Here is a 14,898-nt window from a genome sequence, read left to right on the forward strand (position 1 = left end):
CAAACTCGTCGACAGCCGTAAGATTCCTTCAATGACAGACACCGCCGCCAAACCGACTCTGCGCGAAAAGCAGAAGCTGCAGACCCGCGCCGACCTGGTGGCCGCCGCCGACGCTCTGTTCACCGAACGGGGCTACGCAGCCGTCACCGTGGAAGACATCGCGGCCGCAGTCGGGTGTAGCCGGGCCACGTTCTATCTGCACTTCCCCGGCAAACTCGACATACTCAAAGCCCTCGGTTCCAACTCCGTCGTCATCAGCACACTCGCGATATTCCAGGACCTCGACCACGTCCTCGATTCCGGTTCACGCGCAGAATTTGCGGCGTGGATCAACCGCACACTCGACTGGTGCCGCGATCACCACCACCTGATGCGCGCGTGGGACGAGGCCATGGTTCTCGAACCCGAATTTCGTGCCCTCGCCCGCGACGGCATCTCGGCGCTCCCCAATGCGATGACGTCGTACCTTGCCCGCTGGCCACAGGAGCGCCACGACGAGGCAAAACTCCGAGTTGAACTGCTACTCACCCAGATCGAACGGTTTTTCATCCGCTGGGCAGAGCAGGGCGCCATCACCGCAGGCGCCGACGTGGCTGCCGAAGTCCTGACCGACATCTGGTTTCCCGCGTTGACCCCGCCGGCCTGAGAGCGTGCCCGCGATAGGTTGGTTCGATGCCAGTCGATTTCCGAGCGATCCTCACCACCCTCGCGGCACTCGCGTCGGGGGCACTTGCCGCCTTCGCCCTGACCAACCCACCACTGCAGGACTGGGCGATTGTCGCCTCGCAGTCCGAACTCGACCGCTGGATCAGCAGCGGTCCCACCTCGGTTGCACTCGGCGCAGTCGTAGCCGCCCTCACCTGTGCGCTGGCTCAGCGGAGCGGTTCCCGAAGAGCAGCCTGGATCGCCGTTGCCGTGGCAACAGCGATCATCACACTGATCCGGGTTGCCGTTCCGGAAGTTGCCGTTCTCGACCTGCTGATCACTCTCGAAGTACTCAAAAGCATTGCGGCGGGCGTCATTCTGGGCTGCGCAGTTGCCGCGAGCTGGGATCGGGTCGCCGCTAAGAACGGCGTACTCCTGGGTGTGATCGCCGGTTTCTTGTCCGCACGTGCCTTCGGCACCACAACGGGGCGCCTGAGTACCTCCGCGGTGGGCGAACCGGCTTGGGCACTTCTCGCAGCAACTGCCGTGCTGGCAATCGCGTGCGCAATAACCGCTCAGTCCGGATTCCGCATCAGACGCCCTGACGCCGGCGAAATCCGCATCGCGCTCATTGCCGTGTTCGCCTTGGCAATCGGCCACCGGGTACTGGGATCCGTGATCGATCGCCAGAAGTATGCGAGTGAAGGCACTGCCTGGGCCGTCATGGTCGTGTGCGCCGCAGCGGCATTGACACTGACGGCCTTTGCAGCACATCGGCTCGGCGACCAGTCCGGCGCAGGCGGCAAGTTCCTCTGGGCCGCAACAGCTCTCGCGGCCGCGTCGGCACCGACGCTGATGCTCCTCAATGGCGGATTCGACGAGTGGGCGTCGCTGGAATCTCCCTGGATTACGGTGCTCGCCACCGGCGTGGCCGTCGCACTGGGGTTGCGACTGTGCAAGCTCGTCCCCGCTACCGTCGCCGTGGTCATTCTTGCTGCGGTGCCCTTGTCGGAGCTTCTCCCTTTCGCCTCTGCGCACGGAACCGTTTCCGTCGTGGTGAAGCTCGCTGCCTTGGGGTTCGGCGGAGCGGCATTGCTCGGTGCGCTTGCTCCCGGCAGCCTGGTCGACGCCACCCTCGGACTGACAATTCCATTCGCGGCAATGACGTTCACCTCGATCGCTGTACTCACTGATCAACTCTCCACAGTGACGATTTACGTAGGGAGTTACTTGAAATCCGATTCCGATCCGACCGCAGAATCGTTCCCCACGTTTCCCGTCGACTACGTCACTGCCCAGACAATCGGAACCGCACTCCTCTTCGTAGCGATCATCGCGGTGTGCGGCGCCGCCGTCAGACGAGCGCCGCACAACTCCAATTCAGCAGAATCCGGCGTAGCCGACGCTCATTGACTACCGTGAAGTGGTGCCCGTCAAAAGCAGGACGCCCCGCCTGATACTCGGCGGTCTGACGGCATTCGTAGTCACCGTGGTTGGCCTGGCCCCCTTCCTCGAAAGCCAGTCCCGGTCGATTTGGTCAGGCGATCGGTTCTGGTCCATCGGCACGATCGGGGCCGGTGTTCTGGCGGTTGTTGCCGTCGGCACTGCGGCCGGTCTCGCTCGCACCCGCATCCGGACGGCTGCCTTGGTGACGCTCGGCGGGCTCCTGCTGGAACTGCCAGGCCTGTACTACCAAGCATTCGAGGCCCTGTCCCCCGTCGGGGCCGGTGTTGCGCTCGGAGCCGTGACGGTCACGATCCCCCGAATGGTGCGGGCAGCCACCGTCGCGGGTGTGCTTGTGGCCGTGTTCGTTTCGGATGCACTGCTCGATCCCACCGCTGTTCCGCGGCGCTATGCGGACTACCTCGCGCAGGACACCGCGCAGTTTCAGCCGCCGATCGTGGCCGCCACGCTCACTGCTCTCGGGCTGACCGCGCTGACGATAGCGGTGTGGTGGCGCAGCAATGCCGACCGACATCGAGACGAGCCACCGGAGCGGATGGCAGTGCGGCCTGTGGTTATCTCGGCGGTGCTGACGCTCATGGGCGTGGCACTGAACTGGTGGATCACCATCAACACGGTGTGGGCAGCAATTCCCCTTGTCGCCTGTGCGCTTCTGGTCACCGTTGTCGCCGCGCGCATCTTGGAGAACGGCGGTCAGATCCTGCTGATGGCGACTGCCGCTGCGGCCATGCTGGCAGCAGCGGTGGCAAACAGCCTGTCGTCGACGGTGAGTACCGAGGTGTCGGCGCCCCTACCGACAGCGATCTTTCTGACGGTCCTCATCGTCGCGGCAGCAACGCTCGCCGCGTTCCGCCCCTCCCTCGTAGTCGGCTACATCCTGCTCCTTGCGCTGACGGTTACCGGAATTGCGAGCTACGTGGCAACAACCACGTTCTCGTTGGACAGCGCCACGTCGGTCAGTGACATCCTGATCCTCGTCTGCGGCGCCGGCGCGGCGTACACGATTGTCAGCGCCATGCAGTCCGAACCGGCGCGGACGGGTGCTTCGCGACTACTGGTCGGGCTTGGCGTGATCTTCGGACCCACGGCGTTTGCGTTGCTGGTGTACCCGCAGTTCTCCTACGGGTGGACCGACTACACACCCATCACCGGAGACAGCGCTGCCAGTCGGTTCGAACCCTCCGATGATGTCCTGATCCTCAACGGTGCAGCCCTCGCGATCGTGGTCATCTGCGCCTACGCCAGCTACCGACTGCGCCTGGTCAGTCAATCAGGTCCATCGACACCAAGCGTCGAAACACTTTGAGCGAGCCTGGCGCCACCTCGTCCATGGCTTCGTACTCGGCCGAGGTGAAGTACCGGATCTCGGCGATCTCGCTCGTCGGACGGGGTTCGCCGTCCATCTCGGCGCGATAGCAACTCATGTGCAGCGCCGTCCCCACCGAATGACCGAATGCCTGGGCCTCGAACACGTCGAGAAACTCGACGGTGCCCGGCACCAGTCCGACATCGAGTTCCTCACGAATCTCGCGATGCAGCGCCTGTTCCGTCGTCTCGCCCGGATCGATTTTGCCGCCGGCCATGTAGAACGCTGTCTTACCGACCGACCGGGTCTGAATCAGTCGGCGATCCCGAATGTGAGCAAGGGCAGCGGTGCGGATGATCTGCGATTTCACCTGGTCCAACATACGTGTATCAGTTCACACGGTTGTAGTTCGAAGCGACTCACTGCACGGCAAAAGAAGACGGGCCGGTAATATATACACGCAGACGATGTCCTTGTGAAGAGAATTCGTCCCGAAAATACCGATAGGTTCGATTTGTTCGGACACCCCGCCGCCCGCTGAACACAACACGACGGAGTGCCTTTTGCTCAGTATTCTGCTTGCCCATGCCGTTGCCGCCCTCTTGGCTCCGCTTGTGGTGCGCAGGTTCGGGCGAAACGGATTTTTCCCGCTCTCTCTGGTTCCGCTGATCAGCCTCGGTTGGGTCATCGACAAATGGGGCACAGTCGAGACACTGCACATCACGTGGGCTCCTGGCCTGTCGATGGACATCGACTTCAGGTTCGACGCGCTCTCCGCGATCATGGCCGTGCTGGTCCTCGGAGTCGGCACGCTGATCCTGATCTACTGTGCACGATATTTCAACGACGACGAACCCCGCCTCGGTATCTTCGCCGCCGAGATGGTGGCGTTCGCCGGCGCCATGTTCGGCCTCGTGACCAGCGACAACATGTTGCTGCTCTACATGTTCTGGGAACTGACCACGGTTCTGTCGTTCCTGTTGGTCGGCCACTACGCCGAGCGCGCCACCAGTCGCCGCGCCGCAACCCAGGCACTGTTGGTCACCACTGCGGGTGGTCTCGCGATGTTGGTCGGCATGATCATCCTCGGTCAGGCCGGCGGCAGCTACAACCTGTCCGACCTGGTCGCGTCGCCGCCCACCGGATGGTTGCCGTCCGTCGCGATTGTCCTGATCCTGATCGGCGCATTGTCGAAATCCGCCATCGTCCCGCTGCACTTCTGGCTACCCGGCGCCATGGCCGCACCCACCCCAGTCAGCGGTTATCTCCATGCCGCCGCGATGGTCAAGGCCGGCATCTACCTCGTTGCACGTCTCGCCCCGGGATACGCGGATTCACCGCCGTGGCGCATCACCATCATCAGCCTCGGTTTGTTGTCGATGATCCTTGCCGGTTGGCGAGCCATGCGGGCGTACGACCTCAAACTCGTCCTAGCGTTCGGCACCGTCAGCCAACTCGGTTTCATGATGGTTCTGGTCGGTCTGGGTACCCGCGACGCGGCCCTCGCCGGCATGACGATGGTGGTGGCGCACGCCATGTTCAAGGCTGCGCTCTTCATGGTGGTCGGCATCATCGACCACACCACCGGCACACGTGACCTGCGCAAACTTGCCCACCTCGGTAAAACGGCCCCCGCCCTGGCGATCATCGCGGCCCTCGCCGCCGCCAGCATGGCCGGGCTACCGCCGCTTCTCGGATTTGTCGGTAAGGAAGCCGCCCTCGAATCGGTCCTCGAAACCGACGTCCTCGGCCACTGGTCGTCCATCGCCGTCATCACCGTCATCGTGATGGGCTCGATCCTGACCGTCGGATACAGCATCCGATTCATCTGGGGCGCATTCGGTCGCAAGACGCTGAGCAAGCCCAGCCCCGCGGTGAGCAAGATGCATGCGCCCAGCTGGCTGTTCCTGTTCTCCCCCGGCCTGCTCGCCGTTGCCGGACTGGCCGCCGGAATACTGTCCCCGCAGCTCGAGAAGCTGCTCACGCCGTACTCCACCACCCTGCCCGCCGGTCCGCACGCCGACTATCACCTGGCGTTATGGCACGGCGTCAACACGCCGCTGCTGCTTACCTGCGTGGTCATCGCCGGAGGTTTTGCGCTCTACATCGCACAGCGCCAAATCAGTCGCCTGCACTTCGAGCACCCTCCGCTCGGCAACGCCGACCGAATCTACGACGCGACCCTGCGCGGCATGGACACCATCTCCATGCGTCTGACCGGCGTCACGCAGCGTGGTTCACTACCCCGGACGCAGTCGACCATCCTCGCGACGCTGGTCATCGTGCCGCTGGTCCTGCTGATCATCGACACCGACACGGGCGTCAACCTGCGGTTGTGGGATTCCCCCATTCAGCTGACCATCGCGCTGATGATGATCGCCGCGGCCATCGCTGCAACCGTCATGCGCAACCGTCTGGCCGCCGTGATCCTCGTCGGACTCACCGGCTACGGCTCCGGCGTGTTGTTCGCGCTGCACGGTGCTCCCGACCTGGCTCTTACCCAATTCCTGGTCGAGACACTGACATTGGTCATCTTCGTGCTGGTGCTGCGGAAGTTCCCGGCGGAGATCGACGAGAGCAAGGCGATCGGGTTCAAGTTGCCGCGCGCTCTTCTCGCGGGTGCCGTCGGAATCACGATCACCGCCATCGCCGCGTACGCCGTCAACGCACGCAATACGCGTCCGATCTACGAACTGCTTCCCGACGCCGCGTACACCATCGGCAACGGCAAGAACGTAGTCAACGTCCTCCTCGTCGACATTCGCGCATGGGACACCCTCGGCGAGATCTCGGTGCTGCTGGTTGCCGCAACAGGCGTCGCGAGCCTCGTCTTCCGCAACCGCCGCTTCGGTATCGCGCCCCGCGTGTCCGACGCACCGTCCTTGATCGTCGACAAAGCGGCCGCGAGCACAGACACGACGTGGCTACGCGGCGGCGATCTCATCGATCCGCGTCACCGCTCGCTGGTCCTCGAGGTCACCACCCGGTTGGTCTTCCCGACCATCATGGTGCTGTCGATCTACTTCTTCTTCTCCGGCCACAACGCGCCAGGCGGCGGCTTTGCCGGCGGATTGACGGCCGGGCTCGCACTCGTGTTGCGCTACCTCGCCGGTGGACGGTACGAACTCGGTGAAGCCGTTCCCATCGACGCCGGAAAAATCCTCGGCCTGGGCTTGGCCCTCTCGGCGGGAACCGCGATCACCTCGCTGTTCCTCGGTGCCCCGGCGCTCTCGTCGGCAGTCTTCGAGTTCACACTCCCCCTGATCGGCCACGTCAAACTGGTCACCGCACTGTTCTTCGACCTCGGCGTCTACCTCATCGTGGTCGGCCTGGTGCTGGACGTACTCCGAAGTCTCGGCGCACGCCTCGACGCAGAAATCGAGGTGAAAGCATCGTGAGCGCAAATATCGGAATGCTCCTCCTGATCGCCGTCCTGACGTCGACGGGTGTGTACCTGCTGATCGAGCGCGGCATCACCCGCATGTTGCTGGGAATGCTTCTGCTCGGCAACGGCATCAACCTCCTGATCCTCACCGTCGGCGGCAGCGACGGCAATCCTCCGATCGTGGGCCGCGAGTCCGTGCACGAGGAAATCGCCGACCCCCTGGCGCAGGGCATGATCCTCACCGCGATCGTCATCACGATGGGCATGGCCGGCTTTGTTCTGGCACTGGCGTACCGGTCTTACAAGATCAACACAGCAGACGCCGTCGAAGACGATCCCGAGGACACCAAGGTCTTGCTGCGCCGACTGCCCGCCGACGCCCCCGACCACGACCGATCCGACGACCCCGTCACCGGTGCGCCCAGCATCGGCGGCGACGCATTCGACAAGGACGGCAACCCCATTCCCCTGGAACAACTGGTCAACCTCGAAGACATCGAGTGCTACGAAGACCTCCGCGACGGCGACTTCGAAGACGAACCCGTGCCGGACTGGGCAACCGACCTCGCCCGCAAGAAAGAGCCTGAGAAGCGCCAGAAAGACGGTAAGGGAGGTGCGCGCACGTGACCATCTCGTCCAACCTCATGGGAGCACTTGCGCCCCTGCCCGTCCTGATCCCGATGCTGGGCGCCGCCGCAACACTTGTTGTCGGCCGGCGTCCCCGCTTCCAACGAGTCATCACCCTGATTGCTCTCGTCGGCGTCGTCGCAGTGTCCGCAATGCTGCTCTATCTCGCCGACCGCGACGGCACCACCGCAGTTCAGGTCGGCGGCTGGGATTCGCCGATCGGCATCACCCTCGTCGTCGACCGACTGTCGGCGATAATGCTGTTGGTCTCGTCGATCGTTCTGCTCACCGTCATGGTGTACGCGATCGGTCAGGGTATTCGCGACGGCAACGAAGCGCAGCCGGTGTCGATCTTCCTACCGACATATCTCGCACTCACCGCCGGCATTTCCAACGCGTTCCTCGCCGGCGACCTCTTCAACCTGTACGTCGGGTTCGAGGTGCTACTGTCCGCGAGCTTCGTGCTGCTGACATTGGGAGCGAGCGCCGACCGCGTTCGAGCCGGCGTCTCGTACGTCATGGTCTCGATGGTGTCGTCGCTGATCTTCCTGGCCGGCATCGCCTTTGCGTACGCCGCGACGGGCACTCTCAACATGGCTGACATGGCCCTGCGATTCGACAACATCCCCGCCGGCACCCGCACCGCGATCTTCGGCGTCCTCCTCGTCGCATTCGGCATCAAAGCTGCTGTCTTCCCACTCTCGGCGTGGCTTCCCGACTCCTACCCGACCGCACCTGCGCCCATTACCGCAGTTTTTGCCGGCTTGCTCACCAAGGTCGGTGTGTACGCGATCATCCGCGCGCACTCACTCCTGTTCCCGCAAGGTGAACTCGACAACGTCCTGATGGTGTGTGGTCTGTTGACCATGGTGGTCGGCATCATGGGCGCTATCGCCCAGAGCGACATCAAACGATTACTGTCCTTCACCCTGGTCAGCCATATCGGCTACATGATCTTCGGTATCGCGCTCTCCACCACGTCTGGCTTGTCCGGCGCCATCTACTACGTCGCGCACCACATCATCGTGCAGACGACGCTCTTCCTCGTCGTGGGTCTGATCGAACGACAAGCCGGAAGCTCGTCCCTGAGGCGCCTCGGCGGTTTGGCCGCGGCCAGCCCGATTCTGGCAATCGTGTTCCTGGTTCCCGCGCTCAATCTTGGTGGTATCCCGCCGTTCTCGGGCTTCATCGGCAAGGTTGCGCTTCTGCAAGCCGGCGCTGCCGACGCCAGCGCGCTCGCCTGGATTCTGGTGGCAGGCGGCACCGTCACCAGCCTTCTGACGCTCTACGCTGTGGCCCGGGTGTGGACCAAGGCATTCTGGCGCGCCCGCGCCGACGCCCCCGAAGGCGACCTCGCCGATGTCAGCCCGTCAGCTCTGATCGACGAATCCGAAGAGGACATCGCGTTCGACGACCGCGAGGACGTCGGCAAGATTCCCGCCTTCATGCTGATCCCGACAGTCGCACTGGTCGGAGTGGGCCTGGCGTTGACGGTGTTTGCCGGGCAGATCATCGACATCAGTGACCGCGCGGCGAAGGATCTACAGGATCGGTCCATCTACATCGACGCGGTTCTCGGAGATCACCGGCCGATACCGATGGCTACCGATTCCGGCCAAGAACCGGTCGGCCCAGATTCACCCGACACCGAGGAGGCACCGCGATGAATCGCTCGCACGTACTCCGTATCGGAATTCTCCTGTGGCTCATGATCGTGTGGATCCTGCTGTGGGGCAATGTCAGCTGGGGCAACATCTTCGGCGGAATTGCCGTCGGCCTGGTCATCATGGTTCTCCTGCCGTTGCCCCCGGTCCCCGTGGAAGGTCGAGTGCATGTGCTCTCGATCCTGCGTCTGATCGGCGTGATCGTGTACTACGCGGTCGTCTCCAGCATCCAGGTTGCGTGGCTCGCCATCCGGCCGTCGCCGCCGCCCGTCACCGGTGTCCTGCGCTACCAACTGGGTATCAAGTCGGACCTAGTGCTGACCCTGTGCATCGACGTCTTGAACCTCATCCCGGGAACGATGGTTCTCGAGATCGACCAGAACCGTCGCATCGTCTACGTCCACGTCCTCGACGTGGGTTCGCAGAAAGCGGTGAGCGCGTTCTATCGCTCGGTCGAAGATCTCGAGCGACTGTTCATCGCATCGTTCGAGCGTGACTCCGACTGGCAACCAAGCCCGTGGCACCAGCGTGACTACGAATTCGATGCGCCCCGAGCGGAGGATCAATAATGAACGGATTCATCACCACCATCCTGGTCATCTCCGGTGTGATGCTCGCGGTCGCCGCAGTGCTGACCACTTTCCGGCTCATCGACGGGCCGAGCTCACTCGACCGTCTGGTCGCGCTGGACACGATTGTCGCCGTTGCGATGTGTGGACTTGCCGTATGGGCCGCGTACAGCGGAGACACCACGATCGTTCCCGCTATCGTCGCTCTCGCTCTGGTCGGATTCATCGGATCCGTCTCCGTCGCACGATTCCGGGTGAGTGACCGATGATCGGCAACATTCTCGACGTCATCGGCGTCATCGCGATCTTCCTCGGCTCGGTTCTCGCCCTGACCGCCGCTGTCGGCATCGTGCGATTCCCCGACACCTTGCGACGGATGCACGCGGCCACCAAACCTCAGGTCGTCGGACTCGTTCTTGTTCTCATGGGCGCGGTGTTCCTGCTGCGCGGCAGCGTCGACATCTGGATGCTCGTCCTGGTCGGCATCTTCACCATGTTGACGGCCCCGGTGATCGCGCACAGCGTGGGCCGCGTGGCCTACCGCGAGCAGCGCGAGCAGGACGCCGTCATGAAGATCAACGAACTGGAAGACCCGCCGCAGAATCCGTAGCGTCGGAATCCGTGACGCCGGAAACGTCTGCGTCGCGGCCGCCCCACCGGGCGAGCGCAGTGCCCGGCCTGGCGTAGAACGTCGCGAAGAACGCCACCGACATCGCGGTCAGAACTCCGACAAGCAGCGGCCCGAACAGTTCCGGGTACGCCGCCATCTGCACCGACGCAAACCGGTACGACAACAGCAATCCGACGAGTGCCGCACTGCCCCCGAGCACCAGCCGGATACGGAACCAACCCCAGCCACGTTCCGGATCGTGCAGTGCCGCGTCGAGGGTCAGGCACAAAACCGCGCCGGCGATGAGGTCGACGCCGTAGTGGAACCCGAAGCCCAACGTTGCCGTCAAGGTCGCGAGAAGCCAGAACGTACCCAAGGTGCGCAACCACCACGGGCCACGCCGCGAGTGGGTGAACAGTGCCACCGCCCACGCGGTATGAAGGCTCGGCATGCAGTTACGCGGCGCGGCGTCGTCGAACGGCAGCGACGCGGGGGCCGAGAAATCCACGTTCGGAACGATATTCGGCCAGAAGTCGCCGATCTGGAATCCGAGTCCGCGCGGTCCGAACGCAAATACCGGGCCCACCACGGGGAACAGAATGTAGAAGATCGGCCCGATCAACCCGATCAGCAGGAACGTCTGCAGAAGGTGATGCGACGGCCAACCCTTACGGCACTGGTACAGCGCGACAACAATGATCGCCACCGGCAATTCGACGTAGATCCAGTCGAGGATCGCCGCTCCCACCGGACCGAGCGCGTCGACAACCTGACCCATGACCCACGACGGGTTGCCCAACGCCTGATCCGCCAGGAACACGTACTCGTCCCACACGTCGGTGCCGACAAGAATGGTGAGGCACAGCCACGTCTCGGCTACCTTCGCGGCAACGATCAGCAGAATGCCCAACACGGCGCCGCGCAGGACGCTGCTGCGGCGCTCGCCGGACAGTTTCCAGAACGCGTAGACCACAACGGCAGTGAGCACCCAGGTGCCGCCGGTACCCATCGTGATCGGCCCGCCGGCAGACCAGCGGATAACTCCGACCACCAAGTCGATGGCGACAGCAGCGGAGACCGCGTACACACGCTCGCGGTTATTGAGCCCGACCAGGGCCAATGCCAGCCCCACCCACGGCATCGTGGCCGAACGAGGAACCAGGAAGTAGTCCCCGAAAAGGCTTTCCACCGGACCGAGATACCCGTGGTACGACGCAAAGGCTTGCACACCGAGAACCAGGGCGAGCACCGCTGCACTGCCCAGGATCAGGACCTTGTGCGACGCGGCCCAGGACTGGCCCGTCTGGCCTGCTGAAGCTCCGCTTCCGGACCCCGCTGAAGCCCCGCTTCGGGACACACTGTCTGTCAACACCGGATAATAGTAAACGGCGTGTGAACGAAGCCTGGACGGCGTCTGGACAAACGTACGGTTTACCGAAACCGCTCAACGAGGTGTCAGGTACCCAATTCCGCAACCAACGCGTCGACGACAGCCACCAGATCTCCACCGTGAGCTTCCGCCACACGCCGTTGACGCTGGTACGACGCTCCGCGTCGGGGAATCTCGGCGACCGATGCCAACTCGTCGGCGCACCCGAGCGATACCGCGACCGGCGTGAGATCTTCGAGCAGTCGCTCCAAGTCGTCGGTGACCAGACATTCGTTCGCGGCCGAGTCCAGGATGATCTCGGCGTCGAGACCGTATCTGGCTGCGCGCCACTTGTTTTCCTTCACATGCCACGGCTGCATGTTCGGCAACGTCTCCCCCGCGCTGAGGCGGCGGTCGAGATCAACGATGAGGCAGTGAACCAACGCGACCAGCGCGCCCAGTTCCGCGCGCGTCGACACCCCGTCGAACACCCGCACTTCGATGGTTCCCCACTTGGGTGCCGGGCGAATATCCCAATGCATGCCACCGATCTTGGTGATCACGCCGGTCTTCATCTGGTCGTCGATGAACGACTCGTATTCGGCCCAGCTCTCGAACTGGTACGGCAGACCCGCCGTTGGCAACTGCTGGAACATCAGTGCCCGGTTGGACGCATAGCCGGTATCGACACCCGCCCACATCGGCGACGACGCCGACAGCGCCAACAGATGCGGATACCGCTGCAACAGTGCGTTGATGATGGGGAACACCCGATCCGCCGAGGACACGCCGACGTGAACGTGCACACCCCAGATCAGCATCTGACGGCCCCACCACTGCGTGCGCTCGATCAGCTCGTCGTAATCAGGCGTGCGCGTGACCAACTGAGTCGACCACTGAGCAAACGGATGGGTACCCGCACAGATGAGGTCGACGCCCAGCGGATTCGCGGCGCGGCGCAGCAGGTCGAGTGATGCGTCGAGATCGCTCATGGCTTCACCGACAGTGTCGTGAATGCCCGTCACCAACTCGACGGTGTTACGCAGCAACTCTTTGGTGATGTGCGGAGTCTCGGAGCCCGCAAGCTCCTCGACCGCCGAAAACACCTCGGCAGCTGTATTGGAGAGATCTCTGGTCACACGATCGACCAGGGCGATCTCCCATTCCACGCCCAGCGTCGGACGCGGCGAACCCGGAAATGGAACTACCACGCAGAGAATCCAACCACAATGATCGCGAGAACACCGTGCTGGCTACTGCGTGGTAGTTGCCGAAGTGATGCAGAACTCAGAGCAGGATCAGCTCTTGGTGATGACACCACACGCAACGCGTGCACCGGCGTCACCGGTATCGAGGGTCTGCTGATCCGGCGCCGGCGCGTAACGCGTCGGAATGTTGCCGAAGTTGTCGGCGCCCGCGTGGATCATGACGGAGGTGCCGCCGTTTGCCACCAGGTCGTCGACAGTGAACGCGTCGGTGGTGGTGACGAGGGTGGCAGAGCCGTCCTCGAGAACCTGCACGGACGTCAGGTCACCGCTGGCGGGATGACCGGTGTGGCCCTCTGCCTGGAAGTGTCCGCCGGCCGAGAGGAAGTTGCCCGGCTCGCCGCCGCTGGGCGCCACCGAGTTGGTCTCGCACTTGGCAACCTGGTGAACGTGGAAGCCGTGGAAGCCCGGCGTCAGGCCCTTTGCATCGAGGGTGACCTTGACGTCACTACCTTCCTGCGTGAAGGTGACCGTGCCGACCTTGCTGCCGTCTGCGCCGGTCAAGGTCGAGGTGACCGTCTCGGTTGCGGAGCTACCGGCATGAGCAGTCGACGACGCTCCGTGGCTTTCGCTCTCGTGTGCGCTGGGGTCGGCCGCACCCGTCCACACAGGCGGAGTTGTACCGGGGACGTTGCTGGGCTCTTCGTTGTTACTGCAGGCAGTCAAGCCGAAAGCGGCTAGTGCGACTACGGGGGCAACGACGCGCCAGGACATACGCCGGGTGCTGCTGGGGGCCATCGAACCGCTCCTTTGGGTGGCGAGGAAGTGCAACTGATCATAACGGCGTGAGTAGTACACAGACCCGACGGGTGGTCCGAACCGACGGGTCAGTTGGACGTGACGATGACGATCACACCGGGCGACGCGTTTGCGATACCGGCAAATCGTGGCTCTGCCGTCACACCGAGTTCGGCGGCAATCTGCTGCGCCGCTGCCTTCTCTGCCGCGGAAGATCCGTAGAACACCGTGGTGGTGCTCACCGTTCCTTCGCTGTAGTTACCCGTCTCCTCGACATTCCAACCCGCTGCGGTCAACTCTTCCGCAGTACCTGCTGCGAGACCGGACACCGTGCTGTTGTTCAGGACCCGGACACTGACACTCGACGGGTCGACGCTCACCGACGCGCCGGCCGAGGCCGAGGTCGTGGTGGCGGACGGGCGTGTCGTCGTTGTTGCCGTCGTGGTTTCCGCGGAATCGGTGCCGGTGTTTGGAGCCGGCGCAGTTGTCGCCGGGGCTACCGCCGTTGTGGTCGCGGCTGCTGCGCTCGTCTCGGTCTGCTCGGCCGCCGTGGTGTCGGAATCGGAGCCGCCGAGCGACGCCGCACCGAGCCCGATGAACACGATCGCGAGGGCGATCAGCACCATGGCGATAGCGCGTAGGGGTGGTCCGGACGGCTGCTCTTTCGGGGTACTCACGCTCACGACCCTATCGCCAGTGGGCGGTTCGACCGTTCATCGACAGAGATTCGAGCGCAGGTTTTGCGGCTTCATGTCACCTCGAAGCCGAGGCGACGAGCTGCCCTCGCCTTCTGACGGCTGGCGCGCAACCGACGCAGGCGCTTGACCAGCATCGGATCTGCTGCCAGCGATTCGGGGCGATCAACGAGTGCATTGAGCACCTGGTAGTAGCGGGTTGCCGACATGTCGAACAACTCTTTGATCGCTACTTCCTTCGCGCCGGCGTACTTCCACCACTGGCGTTCGAAGGAGAGAATGTCGTGTTCTCTACGGGTGAGCCCGTCCTCGCCGACATCGTTGATTCCCGGACTGTTGATTCCCGGACTGTTGACAGCTGCTGAATCTTCGACTTCGGCGCCATCGGTCTGGCTTCGACTGTGCGCTACTGCGCTGTCCATGTCACTCCTCGACTGCTGTATTCGCCGTCAGTGAGACTGTGTCCCCCTGTTGCCCGCGTTCCCCCGGGCACATGGCCCGACCGAGCAACAAATCACATCGTTGTACTTCAGCAACCATTGAACCACGAGGTATCGGACG

15 protein-coding genes are annotated in these 14,898 nt (G+C 63.5%); 9 read left to right on the forward strand and 6 right to left on the reverse strand.

The window, feature by feature from the left end:
- The first annotated feature begins 31 nt into the window (after positions 1 to 31).
- From FFI94_RS23160 to FFI94_RS23175, 3 genes are read left to right on the forward strand one after another with little or no spacing between them, the layout of a single operon-like run.
- Positions 32 to 646, forward strand: a complete 615-nt coding sequence (locus FFI94_RS23160) for a TetR/AcrR family transcriptional regulator (protein ID WP_138869871.1) — start codon at positions 32 to 34, stop codon at positions 644 to 646.
- 26 nt (positions 647 to 672) lie between these two features.
- Positions 673 to 2,058 carry a hypothetical protein gene (locus FFI94_RS23165; RefSeq protein ID WP_138869872.1) on the forward strand — a complete coding sequence of 462 codons (1,386 nt, stop codon included), beginning with the start codon at positions 673 to 675 and terminating at the stop codon, positions 2,056 to 2,058.
- Positions 2,059 to 2,071: 13 nt separating this feature from the next.
- The gene (locus FFI94_RS23175; RefSeq protein WP_260684251.1) at positions 2,072 to 3,415 is read left to right on the forward strand and encodes a hypothetical protein; all 1,344 of its coding nucleotides are present in this window, start codon (positions 2,072 to 2,074) and stop codon (positions 3,413 to 3,415) included.
- Here FFI94_RS23175 and FFI94_RS23180 read toward each other — a convergent pair.
- A complete protein-coding gene (locus FFI94_RS23180; RefSeq protein WP_260684252.1) occupies positions 3,372 to 3,785 on the reverse strand; it encodes an NUDIX domain-containing protein in 414 nt (137 codons plus the stop codon). The genes FFI94_RS23175 and FFI94_RS23180 overlap by 44 nt on opposite strands.
- A 193-nt stretch (positions 3,786 to 3,978) precedes the next feature.
- Here FFI94_RS23180 and FFI94_RS23185 point away from each other — a divergent pair, with 193 nt between their 5' ends.
- Genes FFI94_RS23185 through mnhG form a run of 6 tightly spaced genes read left to right on the forward strand, consistent with a single transcriptional unit; the run spans position 3,979 to position 10,270 of the window.
- Positions 3,979 to 6,813 carry a Na+/H+ antiporter subunit A gene (locus FFI94_RS23185; RefSeq protein WP_138869876.1) on the forward strand — a complete coding sequence of 945 codons (2,835 nt, stop codon included), beginning with the start codon at positions 3,979 to 3,981 and terminating at the stop codon, positions 6,811 to 6,813.
- Positions 6,810 to 7,427, forward strand: a complete 618-nt coding sequence (locus tag FFI94_RS23190) for a Na(+)/H(+) antiporter subunit C (RefSeq protein WP_138869877.1) — start codon at positions 6,810 to 6,812, stop codon at positions 7,425 to 7,427. Before FFI94_RS23185 ends, FFI94_RS23190 begins: the two co-directional genes overlap by 4 nt.
- Positions 7,428 to 7,444: 17 nt before the next feature.
- Positions 7,445 to 9,094: a Na+/H+ antiporter subunit D gene (locus FFI94_RS23195; protein ID WP_397495581.1), complete on the forward strand. Its 1,650-nt coding sequence runs from the start codon at positions 7,445 to 7,447 to the stop codon at positions 9,092 to 9,094.
- The gene (locus FFI94_RS23200) at positions 9,091 to 9,660 is read left to right on the forward strand and encodes a Na+/H+ antiporter subunit E (protein ID WP_138869878.1); all 570 of its coding nucleotides are present in this window, start codon (positions 9,091 to 9,093) and stop codon (positions 9,658 to 9,660) included. Before FFI94_RS23195 ends, FFI94_RS23200 begins: the two co-directional genes overlap by 4 nt.
- Positions 9,660 to 9,929, forward strand: coding sequence for a monovalent cation/H+ antiporter complex subunit F (locus FFI94_RS23205; protein WP_378652762.1), 270 nt, complete (start codon positions 9,660 to 9,662; stop codon positions 9,927 to 9,929). Before FFI94_RS23200 ends, FFI94_RS23205 begins: the two co-directional genes overlap by 1 nt.
- Complete coding sequence (mnhG, locus tag FFI94_RS23210) at positions 9,926 to 10,270, forward strand: monovalent cation/H(+) antiporter subunit G (protein ID WP_138869879.1); 345 nt, start codon at positions 9,926 to 9,928, stop codon at positions 10,268 to 10,270. Before FFI94_RS23205 ends, mnhG begins: the two co-directional genes overlap by 4 nt.
- Here mnhG and FFI94_RS23215 read toward each other — a convergent pair.
- The 5 genes from FFI94_RS23215 to FFI94_RS23235 all read right to left on the reverse strand — a co-directional run bounded on the left by FFI94_RS23215 (position 10,236) and on the right by FFI94_RS23235 (position 14,759).
- Complete coding sequence (locus FFI94_RS23215; RefSeq protein ID WP_185993438.1) at positions 10,236 to 11,540, reverse strand: phosphatase PAP2 family protein; 1,305 nt, start codon at positions 11,538 to 11,540, stop codon at positions 10,236 to 10,238. The genes mnhG and FFI94_RS23215 overlap by 35 nt on opposite strands.
- 185 nt (positions 11,541 to 11,725) lie before the next feature.
- Positions 11,726 to 12,850, reverse strand: a complete 1,125-nt coding sequence (locus FFI94_RS23220) for a glutamate--cysteine ligase (protein WP_138869880.1) — start codon at positions 12,848 to 12,850, stop codon at positions 11,726 to 11,728.
- A gap of 87 nt (positions 12,851 to 12,937) precedes the next feature.
- Positions 12,938 to 13,642, reverse strand: coding sequence for a superoxide dismutase[Cu-Zn] (sodC, locus tag FFI94_RS23225; RefSeq protein WP_138869881.1), 705 nt, complete (start codon positions 13,640 to 13,642; stop codon positions 12,938 to 12,940).
- Between the two features lie 89 nt (positions 13,643 to 13,731).
- Positions 13,732 to 14,319 (reverse strand): LytR C-terminal domain-containing protein, encoded by a 588-nt coding sequence (locus tag FFI94_RS23230; protein ID WP_138869882.1) that lies wholly within the window; start codon positions 14,317 to 14,319, stop codon positions 13,732 to 13,734.
- Between the two features lie 71 nt (positions 14,320 to 14,390).
- Positions 14,391 to 14,759 carry a DUF3263 domain-containing protein gene (locus tag FFI94_RS23235; RefSeq protein ID WP_138869883.1) on the reverse strand — a complete coding sequence of 123 codons (369 nt, stop codon included), beginning with the start codon at positions 14,757 to 14,759 and terminating at the stop codon, positions 14,391 to 14,393.
- Positions 14,760 to 14,898: the final 139 nt, after the last annotated feature.

Source organism: Rhodococcus sp. KBS0724, from assembly GCF_005938745.2.
GTDB lineage: Bacteria > Actinomycetota > Actinomycetes > Mycobacteriales > Mycobacteriaceae > Rhodococcus_F.

Excerpts from the sequence above, each read along its gene's own strand:
- FFI94_RS23235 (WP_138869883.1), bottom strand. The coding sequence starts at position 14,759 with ATGGACAGCGCAGTAGCGCACAGTCGAAGCCAGACCGATGGCGCCGAA.
- FFI94_RS23165 (WP_138869872.1), top strand. The coding sequence starts at position 673 with ATGCCAGTCGATTTCCGAGCGATCCTCACCACCCTCGCGGCACTCGCG.
- FFI94_RS23160 (WP_138869871.1), top strand. The coding sequence starts at position 32 with ATGACAGACACCGCCGCCAAACCGACTCTGCGCGAAAAGCAGAAGCTG.
- mnhG (WP_138869879.1), top strand. The coding sequence starts at position 9,926 with ATGATCGGCAACATTCTCGACGTCATCGGCGTCATCGCGATCTTCCTC.
- sodC (WP_138869881.1), bottom strand. The coding sequence starts at position 13,642 with ATGGCCCCCAGCAGCACCCGGCGTATGTCCTGGCGCGTCGTTGCCCCC.
- FFI94_RS23195 (WP_397495581.1), top strand. The coding sequence starts at position 7,445 with ATGGGAGCACTTGCGCCCCTGCCCGTCCTGATCCCGATGCTGGGCGCC.
- FFI94_RS23200 (WP_138869878.1), top strand. The coding sequence starts at position 9,091 with ATGAATCGCTCGCACGTACTCCGTATCGGAATTCTCCTGTGGCTCATG.
- FFI94_RS23205 (WP_378652762.1), top strand. The coding sequence starts at position 9,660 with ATGAACGGATTCATCACCACCATCCTGGTCATCTCCGGTGTGATGCTC.